The following is a 16,309-nucleotide window of genomic DNA, read 5'->3' as shown; positions in this document are numbered from 1 at the left end:
CATCTGTAAATAAATTAATAGTCCGAAAATTACCATTATTTTTGTGTATTCAAAACAAAAACATGTCTCATTTTAATATTGGCGATACCGTAGAAACAATTGATGATGTCATTAAAGGCGTTGTTGAATCTATTAATGGCACTAATATTACCATGTTAAGTGACGATGGTTTCCCTTTAACATTCGCTGCTCATGAACTAGTTTTAATTGCCGATGATATTAGAGTTTCTAATTACGAAATTGCTCAAATTAAAAAGGAAAAAGAAATACCTAAACGTAGAAAGGCAACAGTATTAAGGTCTAAAGAACGTACAGCACCAAAAATGGAAGTTGATTTGCATATCAATCAATTAATGAAAAACCCTAAATCGGTAAGTAAGTACGATATGCTCAACCTACAGTTAGATACTGCCAAACGTCAGTTAGATTTTGCCATCAGTAAACGAATACAAAAGATTGTATTTATACATGGCGTAGGCGAGGGCGTATTAAAAGAAGAATTAGGCTACTTGTTCAGAAAATATGACAACGTAAAATATTACGATGCCGATTATCAAAAATATGGGCTAGGCGCTACCGAAGTCTATATTTTTCAGAATTTTTAGATTACTCTGCAGTTGTAGTTACAGTACCAAATTCACTTATTTGTAAATCTGTAATTCTACTACCGTTTTCATTTAAAAAGGTAATACCGCTAAGTTGAATGGTATGTGTAAATGTAATACTGTCTTCAGTAGTTGTCGTTACAATTATATCACCACCTTCAGCTTCAATTTCTTCTAAAACAGTTGGTGTAAGTGGTGGTGGCGAATCGCAGAAATATGCATTGGTAACAGTCTCTGAGAAAATTCTGTAACTAATTTGCGAATTACCAGGTACTGCACTTTCTAAACTAGCTGCGGTTACTTCATTTTTTAATAGTCCGCTAGGGATGGTCAAAATTAATGCCTCATCACCATTTATTTTGAACAATACATTTTCGGTCAAGGCAGAAACATCATTACAGCTTTGAATTGTATCGATACTATCAAAATCTACGGTTTCTATTTGAAGGTCACCATCATTACATCCAAAGAACAAAATCGAACAACCAATTAAGAGGTATTTTTTCATAATTCAAATTTAATTTAAAAATTGGAAATCTGTCTGTAGCATCAGGGTCAATTATGGGTTAATTAACTATTTTTGTTCATTATTTATTTTAAGAGTAGGCTTATATGAAACATGTATATTTAGATAATGCAGCCACTACGCAAATTCACCCTAATGTTATTGCAAAAATGCAAGATGCCTTAGGTACTTATGGTAACCCTTCTTCTACCCATAGTTTTGGTAGAACGGCAAAGACAGCCATTGAAAGCGCTCGTAAAACTATAGCTAAGTATATTAATGCACAACCTTCAGAAATTATATTTACTTCTGGTGGTACCGAGGCAGATAATATGATTATTAGATGTGCTGTGCGTGATTTAGATGTAAAAACTATTATTACTACTAGAATTGAGCACCATGCAGTTTTACATACCGTAGAAGAATTAGAGCAAAAGGGCTTAATTCAATTATTATATGTGGATTTAGATGCATTTGGTAATCCTGATATTGCCCATTTAGAAACCCTTTTACAGAAAGATGATTCTAAGAAGTTGGTTAGCTTAATGCATGTAAACAATGAAATTGGAAATAAAATAGACTTAGAAGAGATTACTCTTTTATCGAAGAAATACGGAGCTTTAGTTCATTCTGATACAGTACAATCTCTCGGACATTTTAATTGGGATGTAAAAGCATTCCCTATAGATTTTTTAGCCGCCGCAGCACATAAATTTCACGGACCAAAAGGAATTGGTTTTGCTTTTATTCGTAAGAATTCTGGTTTAAGTTGTATGATATCTGGCGGATCTCAAGAACGCGGACTTAGAGCTGGTACCGAGTCTTTTCATAATATCGTAGGGTTAGAAGAAGCTTTTATACATGCTTACGATAACCTAGATGAAGACAAGAAATATGTTGAGGGATTAAAATCTTACTTTATCGAGCAGGTTAATAAAAAAATACCAGGTGCCAAATTTAATGGACATTCGGGTGATTTAGATAAAAGTACATATACTCTAGTGAATGTTTGTTTACCTATTTCTGAAGCTAAGTCAATGCTACTTTTATTCAATTTAGATATGAAAGGTATTGCCTGTTCTAAAGGTAGTGCTTGCCAGTCTGGTAGTGATGCAGGTTCTCATGTACTTACACAAGTATTGTCTGCAGAAGATATGAAAAAGCCTTCTGTACGCTTTTCATTTTCTACTTATAATACCAAAGAAGAAATCGATTATACTATCGGAGTTTTAAAAGATATTATAGAAGCGTAGTTAGTTTTTACGATCGCGTTTACGCTCTCTCTCGTAGGGGAATTTTCTAATGGCCAACTTCATCATACGATCAATAAGGTCGGTGGTGTTTTTACCAGTTTTCTTATTAATTTCCTTTTCGTATTTCCATAGTAATTTACCAGAATCGCCATCGCTTATCTTAATGCCAATACGACCATAATTAGCACCACCAGAGAAGTAATCGGTAAAGCTGAATTCTGTTGGTACACCGTTAGATAGTAGTATGTTCAAATCTAAAGTGCCACTGATAATGCCATCTACCCCTAAAATTTCACTTAACTCTTTGGTGGTATAGACATCGATGTTGTCATAGCTAATATTATTCTTTGCTAGAATAGCCGTTGTATTTTCAATGTTTTGAAACGTTACCGGTAACTTTTTCTTTTTACTACGTTTAGAGAAATAGGTCTCAAAAGCATTTTGGACAGCATAACCTTCGTTCTCTTCCAACCTTTTTTGTTCAGACTTAGAGACTTTTTCATTCAAATCTAAATTGGTCAAGAAAGGTATAATGGCTAAAATATTATGATCAGCGCTCAAGGCATCAAAACTCGGGCTTTCATAAATGTTTTTCTGAGCCATAACGGCGAAAGAAGAAATAAGTGCTAGTAAGAAAAGTATTCTTTTCATCTGTAATGTTTAAAGGCGTAATCCTAATTTTAAATTTAATACTCTAGAGGTAAGATAATTTGGTACAGCATACTCAATTTTGCTATCTGCATCTCTAACCCACGTATTGGTAATTGAATTCTGATTGTTGAATAAATTGAAAATTTCAAAACCTAAACTCAATTCTTTAAAATTATGAAGCCAATGTGTTCTTGAAAATTGTTTGTCCTTATTTGCAAAAATATAGGAAATTCCTAAATCTGCACGTTTATAATCTCTTAATCTATTCTGAAAAATATATGGATCGGCATAACTGGGCGAACCACCAGGAACACCAGTTTGATAAACTAAGTTTAAATACATCTTTACATCTGGTATTGTAGGTATGTAATCTTGAAAAAGAATAGCAAATTTTACGCGTTGATCAGTAGGGCGAGGTATGTAGCCTCTATTATTTCTATTCTCTTCAGTTTTTAAATAACCTAGACTTACCCAAGATTCTGTGCCAGGTACAAAAGCACCGTTTAATCTAACTTCGGCGCCATAGACATAAGCTTCTGTATCATTATTAGCAGCGTAACGAATGCGAACATCTTCTAAGGTATACGGATTAACATTTTCTAATTTCTTGTAATATGCTTCGCTAATCAGTGTAAAAGGCCTGTCCCAAAGCAGAAAACTATATTCATTTCCAGCAACGAGATGAAAGGCTTTTTGTGCCTTTACATTGGGGTTTATAGTGCCAGAATTATCACGTAATTCTCTGTAAAAAGGTGGTTGATGATAAAATCCGGCAGAAAGTCGAAAGAGCATATCTTTTTTCCATTCGGGCTTTATAGCGAACTGTGCACGCGGACTAAATACGGTTTGTGATACTTTCTCTACACCCGTACCGCTAACAGTCCAATGATGTGAACGTACACCTATATTATAGTATACATCTGCATTGTTCCATGTTTTTTGGGTTCCTAATTGAACATATCCAGAAAATCGATTCGTTTTTACAAAGTTTAAAGCATTTAACCCAGTATAGGCTTCTAATGGAGCATCAAAGGGTTCAGAAGGTTGATTGTTAATGAATTCAGGGCGAGGTGGTCTAATAGAAAATCCGGCAGAGTCAATAAACTCAGATTCTCTCAACTGATCTCTTATATCTTCATGAGTATATTTTGCTCCCCATTCCAATATAGAATTATTCATGGTGTGAGAACCTTTGTGTTCTAAATTGAATATTAGGGCATCTAAATCATTTCGTGTTCGGTTGAACTGAGAACCGATTCCACGAGATGTTAATACCTCGCCAGCCGTATCGCTTCCTAAATTGCTATCCACATCACCAAGTTCATAAGCTGCAACAACATCTGAGTATTCTTCTTCAATGGTATGATAAATAGAGGTAATTAATTTTAAAGTGGTCTTATCATTTAAAAAGTAACTTCCTTTTAAAGCACCTAAGGCGATAGTGTATTTATTATTTTCTTGTCCTTCATAATACACAACCAATGCCTGCGGATTGTCTATGGTACCAAAATTAGTCTGTCTATTTAACGGTTCATTTTTATAATCGTTGACAGCTAGGTTACCTAGAAAATTAAGTTGAAACTTAGGCGAAAAGCGGTACGTCAAATAACTTTGAACATCTGTAAACGCCGGATTGAAATTGCTTTCTGTCTGTTGACTATTAACCAATAAAGAGTTATTTCTATATCGCACACCCGATACAGAACTCAACTTTTGATTTTTAGAAACGGTTTCTAAACTAGCGCTTGCGCCAAGAAAACTTACATCTGCCCGAAGAGAAAATAGGGTAGGGGTTTTATATTTTATATCTAAAACAGAAGCTAGTTTATCGCCATACTTCGCTTGAAAACCACCAGCTGAAAATTTTACATTTTGTACTAAGTCGCTATTTACAAAGCTCAACCCTTCTTGTTGTGCAGAACGAATTAGAAAGGGTCTATACACTTCTATTTCGTTTACATATACCAAATTTTCATCGTAGTTGCCACCACGTACAGCATATTGTGTACTTAATTCGTTGTTAGACGATACACCAGGTAATAGCTTCAATATTGTTTCTACTCCGGAATTTGCACCTGGTATCTTTCTGATTTTTTCAGGGGATATGTTTAAAATATTGCTGACTTCTTTTTCGCCAGTGGCAGAAACGGTAACTCCGTCTATCTGGGTAACATCACTTTTTAAAACAGGATTGAACTCAAACGTCTCGTTCGTGTTTAATATGATATTTTCTAAAACAACATCTAGATAAGCAATATGAGAGAAAACTATAGTGTTCTCTTCATCTGAGGTGATTTCTAAAATGTAAAAACCGTCAGCATTTGTTGTGGTCCCTAAACCTTTACTCGTAATATTTACATTTGGTAAGGGTTCATTATCATTGCCTAATACGATACCTGAAATAGTAGCATTCTGTGCAAAACCAATGGCGCTGCATAGTAATAGTATCAGGCTTAGAACGTTAGGTAGTTTCAAATATATTATTTTCTATAAAAAGAGGTGGTTAGGGTGTTCGTATTCCCTACATTATCTGTAACGGTAACTTCAAGTACACATTGCGTTTGATCTGCAATCTTGTCATCAAAATTATAGGTCAATGTATTACGCTTAGGTTCGTATTCCATTAATATCCATTCGCCATTTAATGTAGCAGAATATTTATCTACACCACTTAAGTCGTCAGCTATTTGTACACTCAAGTATTTATAATTGTTTAACCATTGCTTGTCTTTGAAATTCTTGGTTCTAATAGTGGGCGCAACAGAATCTTTAGCTAAAGTGTAGGTGCCTAAATTACGTGTTCGTGTTGTAAATTCATTACCACGTTTATATGTGTTCGCATGGTTTGGTCTAAGCTTAGAATCTAACCGAGCTATAAATAATTGTTTTTGTTCTTCTTTTGAATATTTAGAAACATCAAAAGTTATCGTGAAATTTTTGTGTGCCGGTATTGTGTTACGATGAATGGTTACGGTGTCTTTTCCCTTCTTTAAATCGATATAAAAATCTTCATAAAAAGTGTTTGTCGGAAAATAAACTTTGGCACCACCTAAATCAAAATTATTAGGTTTTTTTGCAATAACGTAATTATCTGTTTTTGTAATTACTTTTTTGTTGCCTAATAAATTCTTTACACCTTCAACAGGAATATTAAGTTCTACCTTATTACCTGCGTAATCTTTGATCAATAATTTTGCGGTATAACTTAAACCTTCGTTTATTTTTATTTTACCGTCGTTATATAAGTCTTTATAAATACTTAGGTTGTTGCCGGCCGATTTAAAACTCTTCTGAATTTTCTGTCTATTTCTACCATAGTAGTCATAATCTACAAGCGTATTTATATATCTAGTCTCACCAAAAGAAAATGACTCAAAATCGTAAAGGGAATAAATTTTTCCGTTTACACTAAGTTCAACACTATATACTCCGTTTTTGTTGGCGGCCATATCTAACCTATCAAAACCAATAAAACCGACTCCAATATCACCAAGGGCAGTAACTTTATCTGCTAAAAAAGAACCATCTGCCTGTTTACTGAAATTTACCTGTGTTCTTTCGTAATTATTATTAACATGAGATTTATCTGTTAGCGGATAAACAAATAATTTTTCTAAGATAGGATTTGTAGCATCTGCAACATCTAAACCATACATTAAAGGGTTAGTCGGTTTTTCAGAAATACTACTTCTAATTTCAAAATGTAAATGCGGACCAGCAGAACCACCGGTGTTACCACTATAGGCAATCAATTCACCTTTTGATACCTTCAATTCTCCATAATCAGGAAAAACCTCTACTTCAAATGACTTTTTATTGTATTGTAATTTTTTGATATACGCTTCAATAGCGGGTGAGAACTTTTGAAGATGCCCATAAACCGAAGTATATCCGTTTGGGTGGGCGATATAAAGAACTTTTCCATAGCCCCAAAGAGAAACCTTAATACGGGTAATGGTACCATCGCCAATTGCGTTTATAGGAATACCTTCGCGTTGCTGTGTTTTAATATCAACACCAGAATGAAAATGGTTAGAACGTAGCTCGCCAAATGTACCCGCTAAAATAATGGGGATATCCATTGGTGGTCCAAAAGCATCTTTCGGATATTTTTCTTGTGCGAAAAGATTAAAACAAAATAATAATAATAGACCAAGGGATATTTTTTTCATAGGTAGACAGCAATAGTGCGAAAATAATTAATCAATAACAATTACGTGAAGTTGAGCACGCTAAAATTATAATAAAGAGTTTATAGTAATGTATTCTGAAATTAAGAACAACAGATTTACGAATATTTCAAAAAACTATTGCTAAGTCATATAATGTATGTTAACTTTGTGTAAATCGCATTGATTGTAATGTATGGGCGAGTTAATTAAAATTGTTGATTCTTTAGAAAATAAAATTAGCAAATTGTTGCATAAACTTGAGGTTTTAAACAATGCTAATATTGAATTAGAAAAAGAATTAACGAATATAAAATCTTCACAAGAAAATACCAGTAAAACGGTGTCTGAATGGGAAGAAAAATATAATTCACTCAAACTTGCAAATTCAATGCTTGGCAGTAATACCAATAAAACAGAAGCTAAGCTTAAAATAAATACATTAATACGAGAGTTGGACCATTGTATAGCTCAATTGTCGGAGTAATGTTTATAATAATATGTCAGAAAAGCTCAAAATAAAACTTTCTATTGCTGATAGGGTCTACCCATTGACTATCGACCCTGCTCAGGAAGAAGGCTTGCGTAAAGCAGCTAAAAATATAGAAGAGTTGGCTAAAAAATTTGAGAAGAATTATGCAGTTAGAGACAAACAAGATGTTTTGGCCATGTGTGCCTTGCAATTTGCGTCTAAAATTGAACAGAATGGCATAGAGCAAACAGAAGGTACCAAAGAAGCTGAAGAGCGTTTACAAGCGCTAGAAGATTTGGTGTCATCTAAATTAGCTTTGAAATAAAAACGTTCTTTTAAATATATTAAGTTACTGCCCACATTGGTAATACCTTTTGACAAACTCAACATTTATTTTTTTTAAAAAGGGTGAGTTTAGATTGTAAAAGCAAGCCCTACTTGTATAGGGATCCTTGATCAGTCTGTTAGCCCTAAACCTGTTTACCGGAGTTTGATCAAAACTTCTCCAATGTGGGCTTTTTTTTATTAATAAATTACACTATGGATAGTACAATGATAATTATTGCCGCAATAGTTGGGCTGGCAATCGGTTTTGCAATAGCAAAATTTTTGGAAAAAGGGAAAGCCTCTAAAACCATAATAAACGCAAAGAAAGACGCTGAACGCATATTAAAAGATGCAAATACAGAGGGAGAGAGTGTCAAGAAAGAAAAGATTTTACAGGCGAAAGAGAAGTTTTTAGAATTAAAAGCTGAGCACGAAAAGGTAATTAACAATAAAGACAGAAAGATAAACGAAGCAGAGAAGCGCACAAGAGATAAAGAGTCTCAAGTGAGTAGTGAACTTGCCAAAAACAAGAACATGAACTCTCAGCTAGATAATAAACTGAAAGACGTAGAACAGAAAAAAGAACTTTTTGACAAACGTCATGAGGAGTTGGATAAAATGCATAAAAGCCAAATTCAACAATTAGAAGTTATTTCTGGACTTTCTGCAGATGAAGCTAAAAATCAATTGGTGCAGAGTTTGAAAGAAACTGCCAAGACTGATGCTATGGCTTACATTCAATCTACTGTTGAAGAATCTAAACTTACAGCACAACAAGAAGCTCGTAAAATTATAATTAATACCATTCAGAGAATTGGTACAGAAGAAGCAGTTGAAAACTGTGTGTCTGTATTTAATATCGAATCTGATGATGTTAAAGGTAGAATTATTGGTAGAGAAGGTAGAAATATTAGAGCACTAGAAGCTGCTACCGGTGTTGAGATTATTGTTGATGATACACCAGAAGCTATTATACTTTCTTGTTTCGATTCTGTTAGAAGAGAGGTTGCAAGACTTTCACTTCATAAGTTAGTGACAGATGGTAGAATTCACCCTGCAAGAATTGAAGAGATAGTTAAAAAGACCGAAAAACAAATAGAGGCAGAGATCGTTGAAATAGGTAAACGTACTGTTATCGACTTAGGTATTCATGGTTTACACCCAGAGTTAATACGTGCAGTTGGTAGAATGAAGTATAGATCTTCTTACGGCCAGAATTTGTTACAACACTCTAGAGAAGTTGCTAAACTTTGTGGTGTTATGGCTGCTGAGTTAGGATTGAATCCTAAAATCGCTAAACGTGCCGGACTTTTACATGATATAGGTAAAGTGCCGAATACTGAAAATGAAATTGAAACGCCACACGCTATCTTAGGTATGCAGTGGGCTGAGAAGTTCGGAGAGAAGCCAGAGGTATGTAATGCCATCGGTGCTCACCACGATGAAATTGAAATGAAAACTTTAATTGCACCTATAGTACAGGTTTGTGATGCCATTAGTGGTGCACGACCAGGAGCAAGAAGACAAGTATTAGATTCTTATATTCAGCGTTTAAAAGACCTTGAAGAGGTTGCTTTTGGCTTTAGTGGTGTACAGAAGGCTTACGCTATACAAGCGGGTAGAGAGCTTCGTGTTATCGTTGAGAGCGAAAAAGTAAATGATGATAGAGCTGCTCAATTGTCTTTTGAGATTTCACAAAAAATACAAACAGATATGACCTATCCTGGTCAGGTAAAAGTTACTGTAATACGTGAGACAAGAGCTGTCAATGTAGCAAAGTAATTTAAGTTTATAGTATTAAATTAAAGCCTCTATTTATAGAGGCTTTTTTTATGTCTTATCGAGGGAACTAATCCATTTCAATAATTTTTCTTCTTCTAAACTTGATAAGTTGTTCTTTCTGCCTTTCGGCATTTTCTTCTTTATAAAAACTTGATATTCTATTGCTTTTGCTAGGTCATACATATTTTCTAGTGAAAAGATGGTTCTATTCTTTTTTACGGAATGGCAAAAATTACATTTTGTATTTAATACTGAATATGCATCTTGTTTGGTAGTATTAGTTTGAGATGCTATTATTTGTTGGTCGTTACTAGGTGCTTGAGAAATGAAAGTGGTAATAACTAAAACAATCCAGATTACTAATTTCATATACTAACTAGCATTAAACGAGATTTTTAGAAAGTGTAAAGCTGAAATGTACGCCTTCTTTATTGTCTTTACGTTTGCCTATAGTAATGCTGCCTCCAAGTTTTTCTATGAGCTCTTTTATAGTTGTCAAACCAATACCGGTATCTTTAGTGTCTTCTGTACCTAGCTTTTCGAATAAGACGAAAACTTTTTCCCAGTATCTCTCAGGTATTCCCGGACCGTTATCTTCAAAAGTGAAAGAATAGAAGTTTTGATTTTCACTGAATGATACGTTTATTTTAATGTCTGATTTATCAGTAAATTTAATACTGTTAGATATTAAATCTCTAAATATTTGGTCAAAGCTATTTAAAGAATGATTTATGTTGTGATTGCAATTTTCTAAGTGTAATTGTACTTTATGGTTATCAGATTGTTTATTGAGTACACCCTGTAATTCTTTTGAAACATTAAAGTTCTCTACTTTTATATCTGCATTGGTTATAGCGTTGTAATTAATGATCCCATTAATTAATGATTCCATATATTCAACTCTATTATCTATAATACTTAAGTAATTCGGTATCTCGGTATCCTTAAAGAACTCAGTATAATCTTCTTTAATAAACCCAATAACAGAACTAATACCTAATAAAGGGGTTTTCATATCATGCGCCATTCGATATGATAACTGCTTTAATTGATTATTCTTAATACGTAATTCTTCATTAACAATCTTTTCCTTAATATTTTGCCTTCGAAGTTCTAGCTGCGCCATTACTTGATCGGCAAGGTCTCTTAGAGAGGCTTGTTGTCTTTCGGTAAATTCAGCACGTGGTTTTGTGTCAATTACGCATAATGTGCCTATAGATTCACCTTCTTTAGTATTCAATGGGGCACCAGCATAAAACTGTACTGAAGGTCCGCCGGTTACTAAGGGGTTGTCAGAAAAGCGTTCATCTTTACTTGCATCGTTTACTAATAATAAAGAATCGGGGGTGTTAATGGCATGTGCACAAAAAGCTAAATCTCTTGGGGTTTCGGTAGCATCTATGCCATGATGAGATTTAAACCATTGCCTACCTTCATCAACTAATGAAACTAATGCCATAGGCGTGTTGCAAATATCTGCAGCAATTCGCGTTATGGCATCGTATTCTTTTTCTTCTAGGGTATCAAGAACATTAAAGCTTTTTAATGCTTCTAACCGCTGTTGTTCGTTTTTTGGTATTTCTGGCTTAACCATATATTAGATATAACTAATCGCTAAATTTTATAGTAGGTAATTTCTTACATAATTAACGCCCGAAAGATATAAATGTTATATGCGCAGCAATATTAAAAAATACTTATTCTTCGGTTGTAGGCTCTTCTGTAACCTCTGCTTCCTCGTCTTCTTTGAGAAGTGTATTTTTTAAGATGTTTAATTTTTTCAATTTAGCTTTCCAAGCAGCCAATGATTCTTTGTGTTGGTTAACTCTTTTGATAACATCTTGTACTAACGGATTAGTTTCTGATGCGTTAGAGAAAAACTGTAAGTTATTTTCTAACTGTCTAATTTCGTCTTTGCTCTCATCTATCTTTTTTCTGATAAAAGCACGCTCATTCTGTATAGCACGTTCTTGATTGTCGTTATTGCTAAGTTGCTGAATTTTGTTGCCATATTTCAACAGTTCAGATTCTTGCTTGCTCACACCACATTTTTCATATAGCGCATCTATAATTTTATCGAACTTCTGATTGATGTTTTTCTTTTTGAAAGGAACTCTGCCATAAGTTTTCCATTCTTCAGAAAATTTCTCGATAGCCTCTAAATCTTTAGCTTTGTCACCACTTAACTCAAATGCCTTAAGACGGTCAAGGAATTCATCTTTTAGTTTAAAATTAGCTTCCTCTTCTTTAAAGGCATCATTTTTAAGTGCATTTAATCTGTCGAAGTAGTGATTGCAGGCAGCTTTAAAATCCTTCCATAATTTGTCGGAGTACTTTCTTGGAACATGACCAATTTTTTTCCACTGTCCTTGAATGCGTTTCATTTCTGAAGTCGTCGCGTCAAAATCGTCACTATCCTTTATTGAAACTGCAATTTCTAATAAAGCTCTTTTTTTATCTAAATTCTCTTGTTGGTCTTTTTTAAGGTTCTTGTAAAAAGCATTTTTATTTTGATTGAATACACGAACTGCTCCTTTAAAACTGTTCCAAGTTTTAGAATTTACTTTTTGTGGTACTTGACCTGCCTTGAAAAAAGCTTCTCTAAGTTCTTCTAATTTTTTTATCTGTTGTTGAAGAGTACCATGATTGCTTGAAACATTTTCACTAAGTGTACTTATCTCAGCAATAATTGCATGTTTACGCTCTAAATTTTCCTCTTTTATTTTATCAAGATTCTTAAAGTAATCTTGTCTTCTTTCGTGGATAATTTTGGTTGCTGCACTAAAACGGTCCCAAATTTCTTCTCTGTGGTCTTTACCTACAGGTCCCAAATCTTCTTTCCAGATTTTGTGTAATACTTGTAGTTCTCTAAAGGCTCTATTTAAATCTGGTTCTTTCGATAGTTCTTCGGCTCTAGCAACTATTTTACCTTTTTCTTCAAGGTTGTGCTTAAAATCTAAATCTCTTAAGTCTCTATTAATATTTAAAAAATCATAGAAAATTTCAATGTGGTGGTGGTATGTTTTCCAAACATTGTTATAATCAGCACGCGGTATAGCTCCAGCATGGCGCCATTTAGCCTGTATATCTTTGAAATTGTTATATGTAGTATTTATATCTTCTTCAACATTAACCAATGCTTTCAGCTGTTCAATAAGATCTAATCTATAGGCAAGATTTTCTTTATGACTTTTCTCTAAGCTTTTATAATGTTGGTTACGCTTGTCTCTGTATTCTGAGTATACTTCGTTGAACTGTTGTTTGTCTACAGAATTATATCTAAAATCAATTTCATTACCGCCGTTAGCAATGAATTCTTCTTTCTTTTCTTCTAAAAACTCATCAAATTTCTGATTGAATTCGTCTTTAATGGAGTCAACATGTTTTCTTATCGCTTGAACCTTTTCGTTCTTAACTAATCGTTGTAATTCGCCCACCAAATTTTCCATGCTCATTTCATGGTAATCTGGCATAGGTATTTCATGTCTTTTTACAGTATCGGTATCTTCAGCGTCTTCAGCATTAGAATCGTCAATCTCGTTCATTACATCAGTTTCTTCTGCAGCTTCGTTAGCTTCAGTTGAAGGCTCTGTTGGTAATTCTGTTGATTCTTCAGTAGTATTTACTGTTTCTTCTACTGTATTTTCAGCAGATTCTATTACAGTATTTTCCTCTACTGAATTCTCTGGTAATTGTTGTTCTTTATCCTCAGACATATTCCTAAATTATATGCTTACAAGATAGTGACAACCCTACGACTAGCAAAGAATTGATTAGTCTTTTTAGTTAAAAGGTAAAAGAGTAATCTAACGGAAACCTATAATTTACAATGTCTAGCTTATAAATAAAATGAAGGTATTGAGTTTAACGGTTCCAAATCTCCCAAGATTTTTCTGCTTGGAACTCTAGCATTCTATGTCCGTTACAAATCGTAGCCCCATTGGCTTTACCGGTGGATAAAAATGCAGTTTCTTCAGGATTATATATTAGGTCGAAAAGAAGATGTTGTTTTCCAATTTTGGAATACGGAATTGCAGGTTTTTCTTCAATGTTAGGAAAAGTGCCTACAGGAGAGCAATTAATTATTAAGGTATGTTCAGCTATGATATTATCGGTCAAGTTATTATAAGTATAACCATTATTTTTACCACTTCTTGATACGAAAGAAAACGTTATGCCAAGTTCTTCAAGTACAAATGCTACAGCTTTTGATGCTCCACCAGTACCTAATATTAGTGCCTTTTTGTGATGTTTTTTTAAATGGGGTTCCAGTGATTTTTGAAATCCGTAGGCATCAGTATTGAAACCAACTAAACCAGTTTTAGTAAATTTTATGGTATTTACCGCACCTATCTTGTTTGCTGCAATATCGATATCGTCTAAAAAAGCCATAACTTCTTCTTTATACGGAATGGTGATATTCAGCCCTTGTACATTTTCAGTGTTTTTAAAGATGGTCGGAAATTCTGAAATAGCTTGTAAATCGAAATTTTGATACGAGCAATGGTCTAGCCCCATATCTTCGAACTTCTTTTTAAAATATCCTCTTGAAAATGAATAAGAAATATCTTTGCCTATTAAGCCGTAATTAACGTTCTGTTTTTCTGTTTTTTCCATACCAATCTAAAAGTAGCAAAATACTAATACCAAATATAATACAGATGATTGCCATCCAATTTTCTACGGTGGTCATATCTGGTAGAAACCGTTCGTAGTTCATTATTATTTGTTTTCCGTTAGAATCTAAAATGCTTTCACCATCAATTTCCGTTTTAAAAATAGTTTTTTTCCATGGCCAAACAACTCCTAGTGATCCTGTTATGAAACCCAATATAGTTGCCGTAGTAACATGTTTATAATGTTTTAATACGAAAGTCAATAAATGAGAAAGAGTAACTAGACCTGTTGCCGATCCCAAGGTGAACACAGCTAAAATTTTAAGGGTATGTAATCTTTCGGTGTTTGAAGTAAAACTAAAATCACCTACTAATAATTCTGAGAAAGTATCGTATAATGCGTTTACGGAGTCTACTAGTAACAGCACATAATTACCTAATAGAATTAATATGAATGAACCCGAAAGTCCGGGTAATGTCATGCCCGACACACTGATCATACCACATAAAAAGATGAATAGTAAGTTGTCGTTTTCTTTTGCCGGACTAAGAAAACTGATGGCTACACCGACACTTAAGCCAATAATAGCAGCGGTAAATGTTTTCTTTTTCCAGTAATCGAAATCTTTACCTATGTAGTAAATAGAGCCTAAGATCATACCGAAAAAAGCAGACCATACATATAGTTCATGTGTTACCAAAAAATAGTCTAGTATTTTAGAAATACTAAAATAGCTCACTAGCATACCAAAAATGAGTAGCGTTAGAAAAGAGCCATTTATATATCTGTAGAAACTTTTAAGCCTACCATTAATAAGAAGCTTAAAGGCTTTTGCATTTATTTTTTGAAGCGAATAAATGAATTCTTCGTAAAAACCGCCAACGAAGGCAACAATACCACCAGATACGCCAGGTACTTTATTGGCAGCACCCATACAAAGTCCCTTTACGACCAAGAAAAATTTATCTGTAAAGGATCGGGGTTCGTTCATGTAGGTTTTTGCGTTACTTCTTAGAAGCTGATTTTTCTAATATAAAAATAAGAGAAAAACCTATTACAGCAGCTACAATAGCAAAGGTTAATTGATTATCGCCTTGAAAAGCGAAAGGTGAGATGTTTTCGTCTACGACAATTTCTTTTTTACCAATTTTAATTACCTCAATAATATTCTTCCAAGGCCATATTTTGTTCAATGAACCTAAGATGAATCCTGTTAAAACTGCTAACGTAGCATCTTTATAATTGGTGAACATCCACTTTAGCATCCGAGCAAAACTTAAAATACCAAAGGCTGCACCAAAAGCAAAAGTGACAATAATGCCAAAATCCTTTTCATTTACGGCTTCTAAAACTGTTTTGTAAGAACCTAGCAAAACCAATATAAAAGAGCCAGAAATACCTGGTAATACCATGGCACAAATGGCTATGGCGCCAGATAAAAATATAAATGGTAAGCTGCCTGAACTGGTAGAAGGGGGTAGAGTCGTAATATAAAAAGCGCCAACTGTTCCAATTATAAATAAAACGATGGCTAAAATATTCCATCTTTTAATTGATTTGGCTACAAAAATGACACTTGCCAATACCAAACCAAAAAAGAATGACCATGTTACTATAGTGTGCTCTTCTAATAACCAGGCAATAACTTTTGATAATGAGAAAATACTGATCATCATACCAATGACCAATGCCAACAGAAAGTTGCCATTTAATTCATCCCAGAACTTTTTAAAACCTTCTTCTTTTAAAACTTTTAAAGTAGTAAGGTTAACGTTATTGATTGAAGTAATGAATTCTTCGTAGATACCTGTTACAAAAGCTATTGTGCCACCAGATACGCCTGGCACCAATTCTGCAATACCCATTGCCATACCTTTTAGAGATATGAAAGTATAATCTTTAAGTTTTCTATTGTCCATGAAATGTAG

Annotated in this window: 15 protein-coding genes and 1 other RNA gene; 6 read left to right on the top strand and 10 right to left on the bottom strand. The window is 33.9% G+C overall.

The window, feature by feature from the left end:
• The first annotated feature begins 62 nt into the window (after nucleotides 1–62).
• Nucleotides 63–605 carry a Smr/MutS family protein gene (locus tag QSV08_RS09110; RefSeq protein WP_324028078.1) on the top strand — a complete coding sequence of 181 codons (543 nt, stop codon included), beginning with the start codon at nucleotides 63–65 and terminating at the stop codon, nucleotides 603–605.
• 1 nt (nucleotide 606) lies between these two features.
• Here the strand turns inward: QSV08_RS09110 and QSV08_RS09105 are convergent, their stop codons facing one another.
• Nucleotides 607–1,113, bottom strand: a complete 507-nt coding sequence (locus QSV08_RS09105; protein WP_324028077.1) for a hypothetical protein — start codon at nucleotides 1,111–1,113, stop codon at nucleotides 607–609.
• 104 nt (nucleotides 1,114–1,217) lie between these two features.
• Between QSV08_RS09105 and QSV08_RS09100 the strand changes: the two genes are divergently transcribed.
• On the top strand, nucleotides 1,218–2,363 hold the full coding sequence (locus QSV08_RS09100) for a cysteine desulfurase family protein (protein WP_324028076.1): 1,146 nt from the start codon (nucleotides 1,218–1,220) through the stop codon (nucleotides 2,361–2,363).
• Here the strand turns inward: QSV08_RS09100 and QSV08_RS09095 are convergent, their stop codons facing one another.
• From QSV08_RS09095 to QSV08_RS09085, 3 genes are read right to left on the bottom strand one after another with little or no spacing between them, the layout of a single operon-like run.
• Nucleotides 2,364–3,014 carry a hypothetical protein gene (locus tag QSV08_RS09095; protein WP_324028075.1) on the bottom strand — a complete coding sequence of 217 codons (651 nt, stop codon included), beginning with the start codon at nucleotides 3,012–3,014 and terminating at the stop codon, nucleotides 2,364–2,366.
• A 9-nt stretch (nucleotides 3,015–3,023) separates the two neighbouring features.
• Nucleotides 3,024–5,489, bottom strand: coding sequence for a TonB-dependent receptor (locus QSV08_RS09090; RefSeq protein WP_324028074.1), 2,466 nt, complete (start codon nucleotides 5,487–5,489; stop codon nucleotides 3,024–3,026).
• Between the two features lie 5 nt (nucleotides 5,490–5,494).
• Nucleotides 5,495–7,186: a M23 family metallopeptidase gene (locus tag QSV08_RS09085; protein ID WP_324028073.1), complete on the bottom strand. Its 1,692-nt coding sequence runs from the start codon at nucleotides 7,184–7,186 to the stop codon at nucleotides 5,495–5,497.
• 193 nt (nucleotides 7,187–7,379) lie between these two features.
• Between QSV08_RS09085 and QSV08_RS09080 the strand changes: the two genes are divergently transcribed.
• The 4 genes from QSV08_RS09080 to rny all read left to right on the top strand — a co-directional run bounded on the left by QSV08_RS09080 (nucleotide 7,380) and on the right by rny (nucleotide 9,764).
• Nucleotides 7,380–7,670 carry a hypothetical protein gene (locus QSV08_RS09080; RefSeq protein WP_073246065.1) on the top strand — a complete coding sequence of 97 codons (291 nt, stop codon included), beginning with the start codon at nucleotides 7,380–7,382 and terminating at the stop codon, nucleotides 7,668–7,670.
• 13 nt (nucleotides 7,671–7,683) lie between these two features.
• Nucleotides 7,684–7,980, top strand: coding sequence for a cell division protein ZapA (locus tag QSV08_RS09075; protein WP_324028072.1), 297 nt, complete (start codon nucleotides 7,684–7,686; stop codon nucleotides 7,978–7,980).
• Between the two features lie 56 nt (nucleotides 7,981–8,036).
• Nucleotides 8,037–8,147, top strand: a non-coding RNA gene (gene ssrS, locus QSV08_RS09070) — 6S RNA.
• Nucleotides 8,148–8,195: 48 nt separating this feature from the next.
• Entirely contained in the window at nucleotides 8,196–9,764 is a 1,569-nt protein-coding gene (gene rny, locus QSV08_RS09065) for a ribonuclease Y (protein WP_324028071.1), read from the top strand.
• 48 nt (nucleotides 9,765–9,812) lie between these two features.
• On the opposite strand, the gene QSV08_RS09060 is transcribed toward rny, so the two are convergent.
• The 6 genes from QSV08_RS09060 to QSV08_RS09035 all read right to left on the bottom strand — a co-directional run bounded on the left by QSV08_RS09060 (nucleotide 9,813) and on the right by QSV08_RS09035 (nucleotide 16,300).
• Nucleotides 9,813–10,133 carry a hypothetical protein gene (locus QSV08_RS09060; protein ID WP_324028070.1) on the bottom strand — a complete coding sequence of 107 codons (321 nt, stop codon included), beginning with the start codon at nucleotides 10,131–10,133 and terminating at the stop codon, nucleotides 9,813–9,815.
• Nucleotides 10,134–10,146: 13 nt separating this feature from the next.
• Entirely contained in the window at nucleotides 10,147–11,358 is a 1,212-nt protein-coding gene (locus QSV08_RS09055; RefSeq protein WP_324028069.1) for a sensor histidine kinase, read from the bottom strand.
• A 103-nt stretch (nucleotides 11,359–11,461) separates the two neighbouring features.
• A complete protein-coding gene (locus tag QSV08_RS09050; RefSeq protein ID WP_324028068.1) occupies nucleotides 11,462–13,480 on the bottom strand; it encodes a DUF349 domain-containing protein in 2,019 nt (672 codons plus the stop codon).
• Between the two features lie 148 nt (nucleotides 13,481–13,628).
• The gene (locus tag QSV08_RS09045) at nucleotides 13,629–14,381 is read right to left on the bottom strand and encodes a shikimate dehydrogenase family protein (RefSeq protein WP_324028067.1); all 753 of its coding nucleotides are present in this window, start codon (nucleotides 14,379–14,381) and stop codon (nucleotides 13,629–13,631) included.
• Entirely contained in the window at nucleotides 14,353–15,372 is a 1,020-nt protein-coding gene (locus QSV08_RS09040) for a DUF368 domain-containing protein (protein ID WP_324028066.1), read from the bottom strand. Before QSV08_RS09040 ends, QSV08_RS09045 begins: the two co-directional genes overlap by 29 nt.
• Nucleotides 15,373–15,385: 13 nt before the next feature.
• On the bottom strand, nucleotides 15,386–16,300 hold the full coding sequence (locus QSV08_RS09035; protein ID WP_324028065.1) for a DUF368 domain-containing protein: 915 nt from the start codon (nucleotides 16,298–16,300) through the stop codon (nucleotides 15,386–15,388).
• Nucleotides 16,301–16,309 lie beyond the last annotated feature (9 nt).

Origin of the sequence: Maribacter sp. BPC-D8 (genome assembly GCF_035207705.1) — a bacterium.
Classification (GTDB): domain Bacteria; phylum Bacteroidota; class Bacteroidia; order Flavobacteriales; family Flavobacteriaceae; genus Maribacter.
This window is presented reverse-complemented; position numbering and strand designations above follow the sequence as displayed.